Origin of the sequence: Halomonas sp. ANAO-440 (assembly GCF_019915905.1) — a bacterium.
GTDB lineage: Bacteria > Pseudomonadota > Gammaproteobacteria > Pseudomonadales > Halomonadaceae > Halomonas > Halomonas chromatireducens.
On sequence record NZ_JAHXBV010000011.1, the window covers coordinates 166,186 to 185,578 of the forward strand.

The following is a 19,393-nucleotide window of genomic DNA, read 5'->3' on the forward strand; positions in this document are numbered from 1 at the left end:
ATACGGGTGGAAATCGCAGTAAGAAGTAGCCATCCAGTGCTATGGCCCAGGCTCACCGCTGGTGGCCTGGGCTTTTACATGCGCCCAGTACTCCGGGTATCGGGAGAACCTCTCCACAAGCCATTCAGGACTCATTTCTTCGGAAAGGGCTGGGGTTTCTTTAGCTAGCTGATTAAGTAGGGTTATCTCTTGCTCTATCCATTTGGTCCAGACGGTGGCTACGCGTGCCATGATAAATGGAAAAAAAGCATCACAATTCTCAACTGTCAGAGATTCCAAAAAACCGATCAGCTGCTCGGCTTCAGGAACAGTTCCAGCCCTCCATTCTTTTAGCCTGGTGAGCCGGGTTGCATCGGCAGCATTCTTGATATCTTGTTGATCCGCCAGCCCTCTGACTCTTGTCCTACCCTCATTAGGGCGGGGCAAGTGCTGCGCCATGAGTCGGTACGACATCGGCCTCTCGCCGAGTGGTGAGAGAACATCCCGCCAGAATTCGTAAAGCTGATACGTCGGAGTTGTTAACTTACCCTTTGCTAGCAGAGGCATCAATTTCCCCATGCCACCGTGGTTGACCAGAGTATCTGTCAGTTTGTCTGGCAGCCTGAGCGATTCTTTTATTTCCAGCATGTCAGCCATGAGGTTGGCAAGGAGTTGATGGTAAAAATCGACTCGAAGGCAAAATAAACATTTTAGAACGTTTGCTACCATCGGTGTCGTTCTCGGCTGTCCAGGCCGACTGGCATCGATCATTGCAGCGCTATAGCTTTGGATCTCTTGTGAGTTTAGCAAGGTTTGGTGCCTGAACGCTTCGCAGATAGCCTTGCGCATTCGAGTAAGTTTCTCTTCAGGCGAGGCCTCCATCTTCCTGGCCTGATGGCACGTAAGAATCAGTTGCCTCTCCGCTTTGGCGCGCCTCTCCAGGAAAGAGAGCGTCAGGGGAAGTTCTAGCTTCTGTATTGGCTGATGCTGGTTGATTTCCTCCAGAAGTCCCTGGCTGAATACCAGCCACTTGGTTCCATTAGTATCTCTAACTATGGGCTCTTTTGGAGTAATATGACTGAGCAGCTCAGCCATATTTTTTTGTTCCGTCACTTTATGGAGGTTTCTCTCTATCTTCTTGGCACTGCGAGGAGATACCCCATCCTGGCAGGCCGTCTTGAGAGTCTGTCTGTGGACTGGTTCCAGTTTTAGACTTTCATCTTCCTGCATGCGATGGAGGAGGGTGTGCATGCCGGTGCATTTGTCGTCGAGCCAACCGACAAGCTCCCATACCGGTGGCATGAAAGGAAATAGGGTATCGGGTGTATCGATGATGACTTTCTCTGCCATTGAGTGACCTGCCAAGTCAGCGTGCTCCCCGCACAGGATGATGCCTCTCTAACCTACCCCATTCCCAGGCTACTGTGGCAGGTCGTCAAGTCTAATTCAGCTTCGCTTGCTGAGATGTCATGATACCGATGCGGAGGAGCGGGGTTGACTGCACACGTACCCACGCTGCTGTCGGTGGCGGGGCATTTGGATAGGGGCACAAGGGAACTTAGGGATGATAATGAGAAGAATTTTAATTTTTGCGTTGTTGTGGCTGATGCCGGTGGTTATGGCGGTGGCCATGCCGATTGGGATGACGACGGCGCAATCGTTGAATGTCCGATCAGCGCCCTCGGGTGAGGTGGTGGCCTCTCTGCCAATGGGCACGGTTGCTGGCGTGCTGGATATGCAGGGGGACTGGCTGAAGATCATGTACTTCGAAGGAGGGGACACCAGTCGTTCTCGCGAAGGTTGGATCCATAGCCAGCACTTCCGCTTAACCTCTGCGTCCGGTGTCGGTGGTTCGAGCTGCGAAACGGAATATCGTTCCGGGGCAGAGGTCTGCTTGAATATCATCAATACCAACCTGGATTGTCGTGAAGACTTTTCCAGCGGCACCTACCGAAGCTGCGACGTGACCGCCGAGTACGAACTGACGACCGACTACCGAGGGCAGTCGTCCCTGGGTGTGGATGTCTCTTGTGATGCCCAGATGACTCGCCATGCTGTCAACGGCATGCGCCGAAGTAGCTCAGAATCCAACTGGTTCAGTCATTCACTCTATTCTCACGGCTCCGACTGGAACTCTATGAATTTATCCTTCAGATTCAATACGTTTGATGAGGTCCATCGGGTTCAACTCGATTCGGTGACGTGCAGGATCGAGAGCGTTCAGCTGTGGTAGCCGGAGCAAGGGGAGGAAGGGCTCGCCGTATAGTAGTAGGTGACCCAAGACCGGCCTCATTCCCCTTACCCATCTTTGTCAGCTAGCGTAACATGGCATGCTAATACCCATAACTGAGCTGTCATAAGGCCTGTGCCTCTTCAAGCATGCCTTCATGCTGGCCTTGAACCACGCAGCCTGCTGGGATGCTACACCGGCCTGCTGCGCTGCAGGGAGCAACCGATGCGAGACGTTCTTTCCACCTGTCAGCCACGCCCTGAGATCCTGGCGGGCACCTTCAACCCAGAGATCTTCACGGCCAGCCTGAGCCGCGTGCTGAATGACTATCGCAAGGGGGAGGCCCGAGAAGGGGCCAACTCGCTGTATTCCGACCCAGTGGCCTTCTTCCGAGATGCGACGCACCCGACCCAAGGCCTCTGCACGATTCTGGACAACGCGCTAGCCAGGCTGACCAACGGCGACCTGTCGAGACCGGCGATGCAGCGTCTCGATACCGCCTTCGGTGGGGGTAAGACCCATACCCTGATAGCCCTTGCCCACGCAGCCATGCAGGGCCAGCCGCTTGCAGAGCACATGGCCGGCATCCTGGCCCCCGAGCGTTTGCCGAAGCCAGGCCAGGTGCAAGTGGTGGGAATCATCGGTGACACCGTGGACACGCTGCGGGAAACCGCCGGAGGCTCGTCTAGCAAGCCCAATACCCTGTGGTGGCAGATCGCCCAGCAGACTCTTTCATCCGACCAGCAGGCTTCCATTCAGGCGCGCCTGGATGATGCCTCGGCGCCGGCCTCGGATGAGTTCTTCGAGACCCTGTTCGGCGACCGGCCGACACTGATCATCGTCGATGAGATCGCCCAATATCTATCGCGCATGGAAGCCGCCTTCCCTGGCGTGGGTGCCGAGCAGACCGCTGCCTTCCTGATGTCGCTTTCAACCTACGCGGCAGGCAAGCCCAATGTGGCCGTGGTGCTGAGTCTGGCATCGGCAACCAATGCTTTCGGCGATTTCAATAAGCTGATCCGCAAGCTGCAGTCCACGCACAGCATGAGCTCGGCAGAAGCGGAGGCCGTGGTTCGCGAGGCACAGCGCGGCGTGCTGGACGTCGTTAACCGCACCTCGGAGGCCACGACGCCGGTTCAGGAGGGCGACCTGTCGCGCATCATGGCCAAGCGCCTGTTCGTGTCGGTCGATCTCGAGGCAGCAAGCGAAGTTGCCTCAGCGTTCATCGAGACCTATCGCCAAGCTGGGACGGATCTGCCGGCCGGGGCCAACGACCCACAGCTGCATGATCGCCTGGTAGCGCACTATCCCTTCCATCCCACGCTGATTGAGTTCCTCTCCGAGGAACTGGCTCAGGTGGAAGAGTTTCAAGGTACACGCGGCTTGCTGCGTACCCTTGCGCGGGCTGTGCGGCGGATCTGGGAGGCCAAGTTGGCCATTCCGCTGATCCAGACCGGCCACATCGACCTCTCCGACGGCACCATCCGCAGCGAGCTGCTGGGCAAGACCAAGAACACAGATTTCGTCGCCGTGCTCGACTCCGATATCTGTAAGGCTTCGGGGACTCAGTCCACTAGCCGCACTGTGGCCGGCGAACTGGATGCCGCCAACCCCCATCCCGATGGTTACCCTGTTCACGAGTGGGCCTGGCGCGTGGTTTTCCTGCACAGCCTGATCGGCCGTGGAGGTGGTCTGCAGGACGAGAAGTTCGGCATCGACATGACCTCGGCGGTCTATGAGATGGCCTCACCCGCCATCAAGCCGGCCACCGTGCGTTCCGCCCTGGAAACCATCGAGCGCGAGGCGAACTACCTTCGCGAGCGTAACGGTCGGCTGTATGCCGACACGGTACCGACGCTCAACAACATCCTGCGTCGTATCGAGGGCAACGTGGCCTACGCGGAGGCCATGACGCGCGTCGAGCAGGTCGTTCGGGGCCTGATCAAGCAGTCCTCCGTGTTCGATATCCATCCCAATATCGACGATGGTGAAGGGATTCCCGACAAGACGCGCAAGCCGCAGTTGGGCGTTATCGCCTTTGAGGTGGAAGAGCTGGATCCGGCGCGCTTTATCGAGCGCCGAGGCGAGGCAGTTCGCGAGTACCAGAACCAGGTGTTCCTGCTGGCTCCCAGCACCACCCATATTGCCGGCTCGACCTGGACAGAGGCGCGTACGCACCAGGAGCACCGCACCCGGCAGAACATCCTTACCCTGGCGCGCAAGGCCATCGCCGTGGAGCGCCTCAAGGAAAACCCCGAGAACTGGGGTGTCAGTCATGAGCAGCTTCAAAAGGGGGAGTTCAAAGAGCGGGCCGCTAAGGGTCCGGCCGAGCTGCGCACCGCAATCGATGAGTCCTATCGCTTCCTGATCTACCCGGGGCGTGATGGTGGCCGTGTGGTGGTGCGTGATCTGGGCAAGCGTGGTGCTGGTCCCACAGCAGGCGGCTCCAGCGGCCTGCATCTGGAAGATGCCATCCTCAAGCAGCTGGCCGAAGAAGGGGAGCTGATCACCGAGGAGCGCGCTACCACCGCAGAAGCGGCAACGCTGCTTGGCAAGCTGTTCTTCGAGAGCCTTAAACAGGTCAACGTCAGTGACCTCGTGGAGCGCTTCGCGACCCGCCGCAACTGGCCTATCCTGCAACACCCTGCGTTGCTGGCCACCGTGCTGGTGGAAGGTGCCAAGCGCAGCAGCTGGTGTCTGGGTCACATGCCAGACAAGAAGGCCCACAAGCCCGATGCCCTCTATCACAAGGACAACCCGCCGCCTCTGACGGTGGAGCCCCTGGAGAAGGACGGCGAAGGCTGGATTCTCTGTACCAAGGAGCATGCCAAGCAGCTGGGTTGGCTGGAAAGCATCGTACGCGATCCCAACACCGTCGCCGCCTGGATCGAGCAGACTATCCAAAGCCGTGATCAGGTCGATCTCAGCCAACTGCCGCAGATCATCGAGCAGGAGCACGACAAGGTCGACCCGCACGTCTACCAGCAGCAACTGGAGAACCTCTTTGCTCAGCGACAACTGGCTGCCTACCCTCAGGAAGCCTTCAACGAGGAGGGGGATGCTGATCCTGAGCAGGCGATGACGGGCGATACCGTACCCGTAGGTGGTGTGCCGGGTGGGATAGTGGTGCCCTACCAGACGGCACAGGCCCGGGGCTGGATCATCAAGCCCAAGGTGGAGAATCGCTCCTACGTTTTGAGGAAACCTGATAACGTCAAAAAGCTCTTCAACCTGTTAGCTGGTACTGTCCTAAGCCACTCCACCAGCGAAGTGCAAACCCTGCAGGTTTCAGCCGAAACGCCCGATAAGGGGCGCTTCCAGCTGGCCATGGGCCCTACCACTGTAGGGGGCCTGGTAGAAAGCCGCGCGTTGTTTGCGGCCCTGAATAACCGTTTACGCTTCGAGCAAGGCCGGCATGAAGTCCGTCTGACCCTTGGTGAACTGGACCAGAACTGCAAGTTCACCCAGATGCTCGAGCAACTGGAAGGATAAATACGACTGATGGCCACCACCGCCACCAAGACGTCGCCCCGCGGGCGCCGCAAGAGCTCACAGGCCGATGAGGCGCAACTGGCCAAGCTGGCCAGGCGCTCGCCCTATGTGCTGCGCCTGACGCGCCACAAGGATCTGCCGCCCCCGGTGCTGGTCGTCAAGGAGCGCATCGCCCCAGAAGACCGTGACGATACCGAAGGGCTGACTAACCCGCGGGCCAAGCACGTGGAGCGCGGAACCCTGCACGGCGAGAGCGTGCGCGCCTGCCTACCGGTACTCAAGCGCATCTTGGAAGAGGTAAAGGACGAGCAGGGCATCGCGCTGGGCCTGGAGCGCTTCATGTCCGCCCAAGGGCTCAAGCAGACCGATATCAACTTTCCCCTGGATGAAGCCGCTGGCGCACGCTTGGCGCTGTTCTTCCGCCTGCAGACCAAGGTGAAGGACGTCGACCGCATCGAGCTGATTGGCCGCCGTGTCGCGATGTTCTCCCGGGAGGAGGCTATCTACTGGCTTGCCAACGTGACGACCGCCGACCCGGCGCTGCGCAGCTGGGCCACCAGTGGATTGCGCATGCTGCTGTGCGGCGAGGCCGGTGACAGGCGCGTGCCGCGCATCCTGGAGAAAGTGCGCGCCCGTGGCTGAGGGTTAGGAATCGACGTGGCTCGCAGAGTGGGCCGGATATGGCAGCTTAGCCGCGCTAAGAGCGGCAGTGCCAAGAATGCATGATCAGCCAGGCCGGTTGCCTGGCTGTCGCCTTGTTAGAGGAAGCAACCGTATGGACGTCAACGAATCAGGCCTGCCTGCTACCAGCATGCCAGCCACCAGCACCGCCCAGTCATTGGTCGACGATCAGCGCCTGATCGAAGCCGGCTTTCCTTGTCACCAGGTGGGGGCGGAGACCCAGCGTGAACGTGGTGCCAGTTCGGCACTGCCCCCGCTCTACTACCTGCACGTCTGGTGGGCTCGGCGGCCCCTGACCCCCAGCCGCGCGGCCATCCTGGCGTCCTTGCTACCTGCCGATGCCGATCCGGAGCAATTTATTCGTGACCTGGGGATCGTGAGGTGGCAGGCAAAGCTCGGTGAGCAGCGCTGGACCTTGACCGGCGACACCATCACCAAGCGGCTGTATCAAGAGGATGATGGCAGCTGGGTGCTGCCCGTCGACAAGACGGTGCTCAAGGCAGTGGATAAGGAGCAGCAACGTCGCGAAGCCTGCCGAGAGATGATCGACCAGTTGGAAGAGGGAAGCCCCGAGTTCCACGAAGACCCCGTGGTGCAGGACTGGAAAGCAGAGGTTCAGGAGATGCCCACTATGGGCGTCTATGTTGGTGCCAAACTGGATGTGGTGCAGGCAACTGCCGACCCTGCCGGCGTCAAAGAGAAGATTGAGTTCGCCAAGCGTGATGACGTCAAGCAGATTCTCGGTACAGCGATTCGTTGGGACTCGGAAGACTCCTATGGCTACTCTCGCGCGTTTGCCACGCCGATTCAGCCGCTGCCAGAGAGTGAGCGCAAGGTGGTGCTGGATCCCACCTCGGGCGGGGGCTCCATTCCCTTCGAGGCGCTGCGTCTCGGCCATAAGGTCATTGCCAACGAGCTCAACCCTGTTGCCAGCGTCATCCTCAAGGCGACGCTAGACTATCCCTTGCGCTTCGGCGAGAGCCTGCTGGATGACATTCAGGAGTGGGGTGAGAAGCTCAGGGAAAAGGTCGAAGCTCGGATGGCGCCTTTTACCCCCTTCAGCCCCATCCCTGCCGATCAGCGAGCCAAGCTGGAAGCTCACCTACACAAGCACCCTGAGCTGGTCGAGGCGTATGCTACCGAACATGATCACATGGGGCTGCTCTATTGCCGGCAGGTGACCTGCCCCCACTGTGGAGGGGATGCACCATTACTCAATTCACAGTGGCTATCTCGTGAAGGTAATAAGTGGGGGGTTGCTATAGACACGAATAATAAAAAAGTAACATTTCGCCCATATGAAACTGAGAAGTCAAGGAGAGAAGGCAGTAAAACCTACTTTTATGGTCCAAATGGAGAGGAAATCGTTGATCAAGACAAGAAAGGCACCTTAACAAAAACGGTAGCCGACGGTGTCGGACAATGTGTTCATTGCCATCAAGCCATTTCTAGTGATGAAATCAAGCGACAGGCGCGCGGAGAGTCCGAGCACGGCAAGTGGAAGGACGTGCTTTACTGTGTGGTTAGTATCCGCTTGGAGCCCAAGCTTGACAAGCACGGCAAGGTGCAACGCTACGCGAGTGGCCACCGCAAGGGTGAGATCAAGACACAGAAGATTCGCTATTTCCGTGCTTCCAACGAGACAGATTTGAAAGCGGTACAGGCGGCCGAGCGGGAGCTGGAAGAGCGCCGCTTGGACTTCGAGATGCTGGGTTTGGTTCCTAACGAGCCATTTCCGCAAGGGAACGACATGCGCCCGGTTAACTATGGCATGCCGACATGGGCAGATATGTTTACTTCGCGTCAACTGTTAGGCCACTTGACTGTAATGGAGGCTTTGCAGAATTCCAAACCGAAGATTTTGGCTGAATTGGGTGAGGAAAAAGGACGTGCGATTATTACTTATCTTCAGTTTGCTATCGACAAGATAGTGGATTATAACAGTCGGCAGACTCGGTGGGAGTATACGCGAGGAGTAATTAAGGGCGGCTTTGGAAGGCATGATTTTTCACTAAAATGGACGTTTGGTGAGATGGTATATGCAGGCCCATCTTCTGGGTTTCGTTGGGGTCTTTCTCAGGCAATGGACGCCTATAAAGGTATCGAGGAGTTAGTGGCTGAGCGCGGAGTGATTGGGCTTGAAGCGGGAGATATTCGTCAGCTTCAAGGATCCGCCACCGATATGTCAGGAGTTAAAAGCCATAGTGTCGATGCTGTAGTAATGGATCCTCCTTACTACAACAATGTTCAGTATAGCGAACTATCTGATTTTTATTATGTATGGCAAAAACGGACCTTGGGCGACCTGTATCCAGGCTGGTTTGACCATGAGGTGACAGATAAGGCGTTAGAAGCGGTTGCTAATCCTGCACGAGATGGCTCAGCTAAAGGTGCTAAGACACGCTACGAGGAGCTAATGCAGGGCATCTTCGCAGAAAGCAAGCGGGTGCTTAAGTCGAATGGCATCATGACGTTGATGTTTACCCACAAGAGCTCCGATGCCTGGGAAACGTTGACCAATGCCTTGATTCAGTCTGGCTGGGATATTACGGCTTGTATGCCGGTCGAATCCGAAAGCGGTTACTCAACCCACCAGATGAATATGGCCTCGGCCGCCTCCACCATCTTTATCGCATGCCGACCCGCGGATCGCCGTGATCGCGAGCCCTCCAGCTGGGCCTATGAGGTCAAAGGCAAACTGGAAACCGCGGTGCGTGAGGGGCTGGGCGAGTTCGAGCGTCTCAAGCTCAACCCCGTCGACCGTATGATCGCTTCCTGGGGCCGAGCCCTGCGCGTCTACTCCGCCCACTGGCCGGTGCAGGATGGCGACGAGGACGTACCGCCGACCCGCGCCATGCAGGAAGCCGCCCGCGTAGTGGCCGAGGAAGAGGTCAGCAGGCTTTCCGGTGGCCTCGTCACCGTCGACGACCTGGATGCCGAATCCCGACTGGCGGTGATCGCGCTCGGCATCAACGGCCTTGGCGACTTCGCCTTCGATGACGCCCTGCAGATGAGCCGCTCCCTAAGCTTCCACTTGAAGAACCGTAACGGTAACTACCGCGTCAGCGACGATGTGGTGGCCTACGCCAACGTAAGCGAAGACGAGCGCGCCGCCCCGCTGGCCATCAAGGGTAACAAGCTGCGTCTGCTCAAGCCGGAAGAGCGCGCTGCCGCTCGCCTGGAGAATCCGCAAACCCTGTGGGATGTGCTGGGTGGTCTGATCGTTACCTATCGCGACGGCGGAATCGTGGCCGCTCGTAACTACCTCACCGCGCACGGTAAGCGTGACAGCGAAGCCCTGCGCGGCCTGATCAAGGTATGGGCCAAGGAGTGCCGCGATGACGAGCTCAAGCGCGAAGCCCAGATGATCGACTATGAGCTGTAAGGAGATTGGCCCATGCTGACTGAGCTGCGACTGCAGAACTTCAAGGCCTGGAAGGACACCGAGTCAATGCGCCTGGCGCCGCTGACGGTGATCTTCGGCACCAACAGCTCAGGCAAGTCGAGCCTGGGCCATCTTCTGCTGGCCCTTAAGCAGACCGTGCTGTTGACGGACCGCAAGCGCTCATTGCACCTAGGAGATGAAAACTCGCTGATCGACCTCGGCACCTTCGAGGATTGCTTATATGACCACGACCTCTCCAGGCTGATGAGCTTTGCGTTGAGCTGGAAGAGTCGTGGCGATCTGGTTCTGAAGGACATCCTCGATCCGTCGGCAATCTTTCAGGGCGATGAGTTGACCCTGATGGCTGAGATCGGAGCCAGCAAGACCGAGCAGCCAGAGACGCGTCGCTTTACCTATACCCTGCACCAGCAGGGTCATGAGGAACTGATAGCTAGTCACGGTCGCCGCGATGGCAAGCCATTTCTGGATTGCCATCCGCTGCGTCTGGTCCATGCACAGGGCAGGAACTGGGGGGTCGAGGCGCCAGAAAAATTCTACCGCTTCTCTGACAAGACGCTATCGCGCTACCAGAACGCGCACTTCCTCACCGATTTTGTGCTGGAAGCCGAGCACCTGCTGGAGAATTTCTACCACCTGGGACCGCTACGCAGCCCACCCAAGCGAGTCTATCCCTGGTCGGGAGATACCCCGCCTGATGTCGGTGCGGAAGGGGAGCTGACCATACCGGCGCTCCTGGCGGCCACCCAGCAAGGCCGAAAGCTGAATCGTGGCCCAAAGCAGAAGTATCAACCGTTCGATACTTTCATCGCCAGCTGGCTGAAGGATCTCGGAATCATCCACGAGTTCAAGGTCGAACCCATTGCAGCCGGACGCAAGGAGTATGAGGTACTGATTCAGGCCCATGGCAGTGCTCCCTGGGTCAAGCTGACCGATGTGGGGTTCGGCGTGTCGCAAGTTCTGCCTGCCTTGGTGCAGGCGTTTTATGCCCCATCGAACTCGGTGCTATGGATGGAGCAGCCCGAGATTCACTTGCACCCACGTGTACAAGCCAATCTGGCGGATGCCTTCATCAGCGCGATCCAAGCGCGAGAGGACGGTGAGAATCGCAATACCCAACTGATCATCGAGAGCCATTCCGAGCACTTCCTAAATCGTCTGCAGCGACGCATTGCCGAAGGCGGGGTGACACCCGATGAGGTAGCGATCTACTTCGTAACCCGCAATCGTCTTGGCGCCCACCTCGAGCCGCTACTACTCAACGAGTACGGCGATATCGAGAACTGGCCAGATGATTTCTTCGGTGATGACATGGAGGACATCACTCAGCGGGCGCTGGCGGCCGCCCGCAAGCGTCGGGCCCAAAAGGCACAGGGAGCCGATGCATGACACGTGCCGTAGTCGATACCAACGTGCTGCTGGTGGCGAATGATGATCATGAGGGTGTTTCAGAGGAATGCATCATTGCCTGTATCGAGACCATTGATGAGATTCGCCGCCGAGGCGTAGTGGTCATTGATGACGAGTGGAAGATACTTGGTGAGTACCATCACAAGCTGAACCCCAACAAAGGCCAGCCCGAGCCTGGGGATGCCTTTCTCAAATGGTTGCTGCAGCGCCAGGCCAATACGAAGCATGTCGTCCAGGTGCCGGTAACCGAAACGGCACAGGACTGGTTCGAGGAGTTTCCTGGACATAGTCTCCAGCGGGAGTTTGATCCGCCGGATCGCAAGTTTATCGCTGTGGCAGCCGCCGATGATGGTAACCCGCACGTGCTTCAGGCCGCCGACTGCAAATGGTTGAGCTGGTGGCCGCAGCTTGCCGAGGCAGGGGTTCGCTTCCGCTTTGTGTGCCCAGAGGATGTGAAGCGCTTCTACCGTGGGAAGTTCGACGGTCCTGTACCGGAGCTTCCTGAGGATGAGTGAGTTCTTCCGCTTCCCCCATACACCGCATCTTGCCTGGCTTGGCGAGGGCAAGCCCCGTGACGATAAGCTGCTCGATCGCTCCGAGGTTGAGGCGCTGCTAGCGGGCGACGTGTTGGTAGAGGAGAAGCTCGACGGCGCCAATTTGGGCATTTCCCGGGGAGATGAAGGCCAGCTGCGTGTGCAGAACCGTGGTGCCTACCTCGAGGCCCCTTACCGCGGCCAGTTCTCTCGCCTGAACCAGTGGCTGATGCAGCACCTTGCGGTGTTCCAACAGCACTTACCCGATCACGTCATTCTCTTCGGCGAGTGGTGCGCTGCGCGCCACTCGCTGGATTATGTCGCTTTGCCGGATTGGTTCATGGTTTTCGATGTTTTCGATCGCCAGGCCCAGCGCTTCTGGAACCAAGAAAGACGCAATGCCTTGGCCAGTCGGCTCGGCCTATCTGTTGTACCGCTACTCCAGCGGGGGTGCTTCACCGTCAAGGAGCTGGAAGCTCTGGTGCATACCGGTCGCAGCGCCTACCGGGATGGCAAGCTGGAAGGCCTCGTGATCCGCCAGGATGGGCCAAAGTGGTGTGAACACCGCGCCAAGCTGGTTCATCCGGACTTCGTGCAACAAATTGAGGATCACTGGCGGTCAAGGGCGTTGGAATGGAATGAGCTGGCGGTGAACTAGATTTCGATATTCGGAGGAGGAGTACGCAGGGATGAATTCGATAACAGGTCAAGATAAGAAAATTCACGAAATATTCTCTAAGGAGAATAAATTCATTATTCCTGAGTATCAAAGGCCTTATTCCTGGGGTGTGGATCAGTGCGATGAACTTTTGGGCGATCTGATTGGGTTTCAAAAAGAAGAAGAGTCTGATGATTACTTTCTTGGAAGTATAGTTGTCGCTAAAAGCCCTGAAGATAATTTTACTTTTGATGTTGTCGATGGGCAGCAACGCCTTACCACTTTGACTATATTGCTTTCTGCTATTTCTCATTGTCTGCTTGGTGAGAAAGGAGAAGGAGCGTTTGAACAGTATATTGCGCCTTCTGATGTATCGTTGAACATACCTCCGCAGCCTAAGCTTTTTCTCAGGAAGAATGATAGAGATTTTTTCAAAAAATTTATTCAAGATCCAAGTGGTGTCGAAGGGCTTAAGTCTGTAAAGGAATCCAGCTTGAAGGATTCTCAGTTTAATATATACAAGAACGCATTGTTCTTTTTGACCCGGCTTGGGGGCATGAGCTCAAAGGAGATATTAGAGCTCGGTCGCTTTGTTGTTGCCAGATGTGTGGTTGTTTTTGTGACAACTCAAGGAATTGAAACTGCATATCGTATCTTTTCAGTCATGAATGACCGAGGCCTTGATCTTCAAGCATGCGATCTTCTGAAAGCGGAAATAATAAGCAAGATAGAAAGTTCTGAAGAAAGAACGGACTACAATGAGATATGGGAGGAGATGGAGGAGAGGCTGGGTCGCGATTCGTTCAATTCACTATTCCCATATGTGAGAATGATTAAAGCTAAGTCCAAAGCTAGGAGGTCTACCGTAGAGGAGTTTAGGCGAGAGGTTGTTAAGGGGTGTGATTCGAAGAGTGTAGTTAATGATGTTCTGCTTCCTTATAGCGAGGCGCTGACTATAATTAGTCATCAATGCTATCAAGATGGGGGGAGTGAAGAAGGGAAGAACATCAACCAGTTGCTAACTTGGCTAGGGCGGCTAAACAACTCAGACTGGGTGCCAGTTGCCATGGAGCTGGTAAGGATATTTGAAAGTGAGCCCAAGATACTGCTTTCACATTTGGAAAAGCTGGAGCGCTTGGCGGCCGCAATCCTTATTCGTGGCAGCTATGTCAATTCTCGAATAAAGCGATACTCTAGAGTGCTGGCAGCGATAGAGGCCCGAGAGGACCTGCTCCAGGCTGGTTCCGCGCTGGACATTGCTGAGGAGACACAGCTTGAGGTACTCAAGTACCTTAACGGAGATGTTTACTGGTATGCAGGTCCGATAAAGAGCTATGTGATGCTTCGCCTGGATTCATTCTTATCTGGCGAGGGTGTGGATTATGAGCACAGCGTCACGACAATTGAGCATGTGCTGCCGCAAAACCCAAAAAAAGAATCGGTGTGGAACAAGGATTGGACAGAAGAAGAGCGTGTGAGATGGACGCACCGGCTTGGTAACCTAGTGCTTCTTTCCAGGAAGAAGAATCCGCAGGCCTCCAATCATGACTTCAAGAAAAAGAAAGAGGTTTATTTCAAAACCGATAAGGGAGTGTCTCCCTATGCATGCACCACTCAAGTATTGAACCATGAGAGCTGGACGCCAAAAGAGGTTCAGGAGCGGCAAAAGGACATGCTTAAGGTTTTGGCGAATCATTGGAGCTTGAAGGGACTCGAGCTCGTTGAGGTTTAAAGTTCGGAGGCAGGCATGACACTACGCGATTACCAATGGGAGCCCAGCTACGCCACCTCCGATATCCGCGAGGATGGCAAGTTGGTCGATGTGCTACACGATTTCTATATCCCGGCACTGAGGCGGTCGACCCACTATGATCGTGTCGCCGGCTATTTCACGTCCTCTTCGCTTGCAGCGGCATCACAAGGGTTTTCGCGTTTCGTCGAGAACGGTGGTGTGGCGCGGCTCGTGGTCGGCATGCAGCTCGACCCGGAAGATGCCGCCGCGATTCTGCAAGGCGATGAGCAGCGTGCCAGTCAGGTGATGCTGGCTCAGCTCGAGTCCTCCCAGCAATGGCCGACCGCATTACGCCATGGCGTCGAATTGCTGGCGTGGATGGTCGCCAACGGACACCTCTCCATTCGGGTGGGTCTGCGTGTACACGCTCAGGATGGTACCCCACAGTCAATGGACTTTGCCCAGGATGGCTATCTGCATGAGAAGTGGGCGATTATTGGCGATGGCCAGGATGAGCTATTCATTTCGGGTTCGTTGAACGAATCTCGAACGGCGCTTGCCATCAATGCCGAAAACATCACCGTCCAGCCTTCGTGGGAAGAGTGGAATCGCAAGCTCTTCGTACAAAAGCATCGCAGCTTTCTCGCTCTTTGGGAGGGGAAGCATCCTGCTATCAAGACGTTCTCTCTTCCTGAAGCGGTCAAGGCAGAGCTGGTGAAAATTGCCAGTAGCACCAGTGGGCTGTTTGAGATTGATGGCACGCCCATGTCGCGGGATCCACATGAAGTCCGTGAAAAAAAAGAGTTCAAGCCGAGCCCATCCGAGCGCCTACGCTTCGCCATGATCCGCCTGGCACCTCTGCTCCCCGGTGGTGAGCGAGTCGGGATCGAGACCACGCCAATCGAGCCCTGGCCGCATCAGCGCTTCGTTGCCAGCCGCTTGCTGGACACCTACCCACGTAATCATTTGCTTTGTGATGAGGTAGGTCTCGGCAAGACTATCGAGGCGGGCCTGGCTTTCCGCGCCTTATGGCTCAGTGGCCGTGCAGGATCGATTCGGGTGTTCGCGCCTGCCTCGCTCACTTCACAGTGGCTGGTGGAGATGGCCGAGAAATTCTTCCTGCCTTTCGTGCGCCGTACCACACGGAAAGGACGCTGGGAGCGTCTTGACATGCTAAGCGGCGAGCCCATCCAGGGCGATGGCCAGATGTTCGATGCCCCGCTGGAAATTGTCTCTACTGGCCTGGTTATCAACCGCCATGGGGGGAGATTGCTGGCGAACCTGCCAGAGACAGACCTGGTCCTGGTGGATGAGGCTCACAAGGCCAGGCGCCAAACGCCCGATAATCAGACCACCGTGCCTCGCTTCAACAAGCTCTATCAGGAGCTGCAGAGCTCGCTGTATGGCAAGTCAGGGACCTTGCTACTGGCCACGGCGACACCGATGCAGCTTAACCGAGTCGAGGCCTTTGATCTGCTCAAGCTGATGCCTTCTGCCGGCGCCGTACAGTTCTCTGAGGACCTGTGCGAGATCTTCTACCGAGTACGCGACAAGCTGCTCAACAACGAGCCCATGGCGGACTACGAGAGTGAGTGGCTGCACCGTTACCTGAACAATGTTCGCGCCTCATCTCCTGAGCAGTGGCATTTCGTGCAAGAGCATGTGCTCTCTACATTTGGTAAGAGTGGTTTGGACGACTTTGTGGAGCGCTGGGTAGAGCCTATATTTGGCTGGGATGAGGTGCAACCGGCGCTGAGCCTGTTGGCACCGCTGGGCCGGAGTATGCTTCGTCACACCCGCTCGCTTCTACGTGCTTATCAGCGAGAGGGCTTATTGAACGCTAACCTGGCATGGCGGGAAGTCCACCCTGGCATCATCCCCCTTACGAAGGTAGAGCGTGAGGTCTATGACCAACTGCAGGAGTACTGTGCTGACCTGGCAAGCCAAATGGCCGCCAATATGGAAGAGGGCCGGCAGCGTGCCGCAATCGGCTTCTATCTGAGCTTCCTGCGGCTGCGTTACGCCTCCTCCTTCCATTCCCTGCGCTGCTCCCTCGAGCGGCGCCTTGTAAAAATCCAGCAGACCCTGGACCACAAGGCGCAGCAATTCGCCAATAGCGACGCCGACCGGGAAGAATTGGAAGAGCTACGTGATGAAGAAGTAGAGAGCCTGGTTCTCAAGCACCGCACCGAGACCGACCTGACGTGGGAGCAAGGCGCTGTAGCTCGTTTGATCGCCACCATGGATCGACTACCGGCAACCCCCTCTAAGATGCATAGGTTGCTAGAGGATATCGACCAGCGGCGAATCAATGGCACCGACCGTGTACGGCAGCTGGTGCTGTTTACACGCTATGCCGATACCATGAACTACCTCCATGGTGAGCTAAGGCGGCTACTCCCTGGCTGCCCGATCGGCACTTTCTCCGGGGCTGGTGGCTCCTTGCGACATGCAGGTGAGTACCATCCCGAAAGACTTGACCGCACGACGATCAAACAACGGTTTGTCGCTGGCAACATCGACATCTTGTTGTGTACGGATGCGGCAGCTGAAGGCTTGAACCTGCAAAGCGCCGACCTGCTGATCAACTTCGACCTGCCGTGGAATCCGATGATGCTGGAGCAGCGTATTGGCCGCATCGATCGGATTGGTCAGCATCACGAGCATATCCACGTGTTGAACTACCTCTACCAGGATAGCGTGGAGGAGGTGGTGTACTCGCGCTTGGTCAGGCGTTTCCGTGAGGCACTTACTGTATCCGGCGAGCTGCAATTCTCGCTCCTGCCTATACAGCCTGAGGATTTCGAGGATTACGCCAAGGCCGAGGGTGAGGAAGGCAAGATCGACGAAGAAGAGCTGATTCGTCGTGCCCATCGGCATGCCGAGCGCATCAAGGAGCGACAACAACTCACTGAGTTCAAGGCGGAAGAGCAGAAAGCGGCCTATGAGCATCTCGAGGCCCAGCGTCGTGCAGTGTCGATGCCCGCCACTCTGGAGGATATCTGGCGGGCCATCAGCGAGAGCCAGTATCTCAGGGCTCTGGGAGGCGGCATCGAGAGCTTCAAGCATGGAGATGCTTACCGGGTGGTCGACGTCCCTGGGCTACCACAGGAGGTATTGCTGACGACCTCCCGGGGGCTCTATGAGCACGGCCTTGGGGAATCTGATCATCGCAGACTGCACTTTGCTACCTATGGCGACCCCGTCTTTGAGAAACTGTTGGACTACATGCTCCAACCGCTTGAAGCGGTACAAGCCGTATGGCAGGCGCGCAAACCACTAGGATCGGTGCGCGTAGCTGGCCAAGATTTGAACACCTCCGAAGAAGCCTTTGGTGTTGAAATTGGTAAAGAGAGTGAGATTGAGCTGGTGGAACGCTCACTCCCAGCAGTGAAACGGCAAGATGACCGGATAGGGCGTCAGCAGAAGGTCATGCTGGATACCGTATCCGCCAGCCTCGCTGAGCTGAAGCTAAAATCCAATCCCGATACACCAAGCAACCAGATTGCTGAGATCGATCGGTTCCGATCTGACGTCAACAACCGACATGGACAACGGGTTCACCTGAAGTTTGATGCGCCGGATCGTAGTGGAATGCTGGCGTTGAAGGACAAGCTTCTGTGGCCAGTGTTACAAAAGAATGATGGGCTAAAAGTCGATGCGGATCCTCTGCTGTTAAGCGCAGCTCGAGATGTCATATTCAGGCAGCTTGGGGATATGAAGAAAGACAGTCGGACTAGTCACGATGTGGCTAGGCGTTTAGATGACGGCGCAAAACAGCTCTTGTCGAGATGAGCAGGGGAGGGGATGTGAGCGAGACGTTACAGGATGAAGTTGCTGATATCAGTGAAGCCCAGAGTCTTCGTGAGCTGGATGACCAGCTGACTGCCGTTATGGCGGCTCGCCATGTGCAGGAATTCATCCATGGCGACCGCCTTTCCTTGATTGTACAGCGCGCTCAGGCGCTTTGTGAGTTGGATAGTGCTGAGGAGAGGCTGTTGTTGGCCTCGGTGCTGGGACGCCTTGCTGCCGTAGCGCGGGGCCGAAGCGGCGAGGTGTTTGAAGGTTTTCAGTACTTCATGACGGAGCCACCGGCTTCACTGGCAGTGCTACAGGATGGTGACGAGAAGGCCTATGCTGCCTTGGCATTAGCCAACTTGGGAGAGCTCAGCCCTGCCTGGTTGAGTGACTACGTCATTCGTGAGGCCTTCGCCCTGGATGCCGCCGAGAATGCCAGGAAGGCACTGCTGATCATTCTAAGGGATCATTCTGACGACTATCTGGCGATATTGAACAGCCTGGCTCAGGGCTTTGATGGCCTGCAGATCGAGGCACCGGATGCACGGCTGAGAAGAGTCAAGCGGGTGCTCGAGGCCTGGAAGGAAGTAGCTCAAGACCACTTCTGGGCGCTTGAGGCAAACCCAGGGGAAGCCATCTCCCGTGTCGTCAAGGCGGCCATGAGCAAAGTGACTGGAGCCAAGGAAGAAGCACTCGCAAATGAAGTTGGTGACCTGCTCTTCGAACTGCTGCTGCGCGTGGTGCAGCTTCGGTTCTCCTATGCGCTGGAGTCGGCTACCTATGCGCCTCTGGCTACCCTGAAGGCGCATCTGGGAACTCGTTTATGGACTTATCTGCGTGGTCACTCCGCCGTCAAGCCCCGGGTGCTCTCCTGCCTGCGCGAGGCGTGTCTCGTGCTGGCACGCCAGGGGCAGACTGACATGGCCATGCTCGATGCCATGAAGGTGATGTATGCCACTCGTACTAGTATGGGCAATGACCTGAGGCGCCACTTCGAAGGCCATCACGAGTTGGATTCCGAAGTGGCCGAGTGGTGGACCTCAGGGGGCACTAAACGTGCCTCCAACGCTAAGAAGGAAAAATCGCTAAAGTCCGATGAGGACATGCTGATCGGCCAGCTGTTGCTGGAAGGCGAAAGCGCCCGGCGCCCGCTGGACAATGTGCGAACCAATCTGCTGCCACTGATCGAGGAGTTCGTTCATGATCCTGTGGTGGCCGCTTCACTGCGCAAGGGGCTTGGTGGCTTCGTGGAGCTTTCCACGGTCCTGCGTCAGCTATGCCGCATGCGACGCTTGGAACTGTCTGAGCTTGAGGGAGAAATCATCACCTACAACCGCACCCGACATGAAATGGTTAGCGGGCATCAGCCGGGGGTGACGAAAGTCAGGGTCGTACGTGATCAGGTCGTGCAAAAACTCTATGGTCGTGAAAGAGTCGTGGTGAAAGCGTTAGTTGAGCCGGTATAGTCAGCAGGCGA

Annotated in this window: 11 protein-coding genes; 10 read left to right on the plus strand and 1 reads right to left on the minus strand. The window is 56.7% G+C overall.

From position 1 onward, the window contains the following. Positions 1-39: 39 nt before the first annotated feature. On the minus strand, positions 40-1,329 hold the full coding sequence (locus tag KZO25_RS10105) for a hypothetical protein (RefSeq protein WP_223136849.1): 1,290 nt from the start codon (positions 1,327-1,329) through the stop codon (positions 40-42). 220 nt (positions 1,330-1,549) lie between these two features. Here KZO25_RS10105 and KZO25_RS10110 point away from each other — a divergent pair, with 220 nt between their 5' ends. From KZO25_RS10110 to KZO25_RS10155, 10 genes are all read left to right on the plus strand, one after another. Next, the gene (locus tag KZO25_RS10110; protein WP_223136850.1) at positions 1,550-2,212 is read left to right on the plus strand and encodes an SH3 domain-containing protein; all 663 of its coding nucleotides are present in this window, start codon (positions 1,550-1,552) and stop codon (positions 2,210-2,212) included. 222 nt (positions 2,213-2,434) lie between these two features. Next, a complete protein-coding gene (locus tag KZO25_RS10115; protein ID WP_223136851.1) occupies positions 2,435-5,701 on the plus strand; it encodes a DUF499 domain-containing protein in 3,267 nt (1,088 codons plus the stop codon). 9 nt (positions 5,702-5,710) lie between these two features. Beyond that, entirely contained in the window at positions 5,711-6,343 is a 633-nt protein-coding gene (locus KZO25_RS10120) for a hypothetical protein (protein WP_223136852.1), read from the plus strand. Positions 6,344-6,476: 133 nt separating this feature from the next. Continuing rightward, positions 6,477-9,767 (plus strand): DUF1156 domain-containing protein, encoded by a 3,291-nt coding sequence (locus KZO25_RS10125; protein WP_223136853.1) that lies wholly within the window; start codon positions 6,477-6,479, stop codon positions 9,765-9,767. 12 nt (positions 9,768-9,779) lie between these two features. After that, complete coding sequence (locus tag KZO25_RS10130) at positions 9,780-11,174, plus strand: DUF3696 domain-containing protein (RefSeq protein WP_223136854.1); 1,395 nt, start codon at positions 9,780-9,782, stop codon at positions 11,172-11,174. Beyond that, positions 11,171-11,710 (plus strand): hypothetical protein, encoded by a 540-nt coding sequence (locus KZO25_RS10135; RefSeq protein WP_223136855.1) that lies wholly within the window; start codon positions 11,171-11,173, stop codon positions 11,708-11,710. The genes KZO25_RS10130 and KZO25_RS10135 overlap by 4 nt, the downstream gene beginning before the upstream one ends. After that, positions 11,703-12,386: an RNA ligase family protein gene (locus tag KZO25_RS10140; protein ID WP_223136856.1), complete on the plus strand. Its 684-nt coding sequence runs from the start codon at positions 11,703-11,705 to the stop codon at positions 12,384-12,386. Before KZO25_RS10135 ends, KZO25_RS10140 begins: the two co-directional genes overlap by 8 nt. A 31-nt stretch (positions 12,387-12,417) precedes the next feature. After that, on the plus strand, positions 12,418-14,118 hold the full coding sequence (locus KZO25_RS10145; RefSeq protein WP_223136857.1) for a DUF262 domain-containing protein: 1,701 nt from the start codon (positions 12,418-12,420) through the stop codon (positions 14,116-14,118). 15 nt (positions 14,119-14,133) lie between these two features. After that, positions 14,134-17,913, plus strand: a complete 3,780-nt coding sequence (locus KZO25_RS10150) for a helicase-related protein (RefSeq protein ID WP_223136858.1) — start codon at positions 14,134-14,136, stop codon at positions 17,911-17,913. A gap of 14 nt (positions 17,914-17,927) precedes the next feature. Next, complete coding sequence (locus KZO25_RS10155) at positions 17,928-19,382, plus strand: hypothetical protein (RefSeq protein WP_223136859.1); 1,455 nt, start codon at positions 17,928-17,930, stop codon at positions 19,380-19,382. The last annotated feature ends 11 nt before the right edge of the window (positions 19,383-19,393 follow it).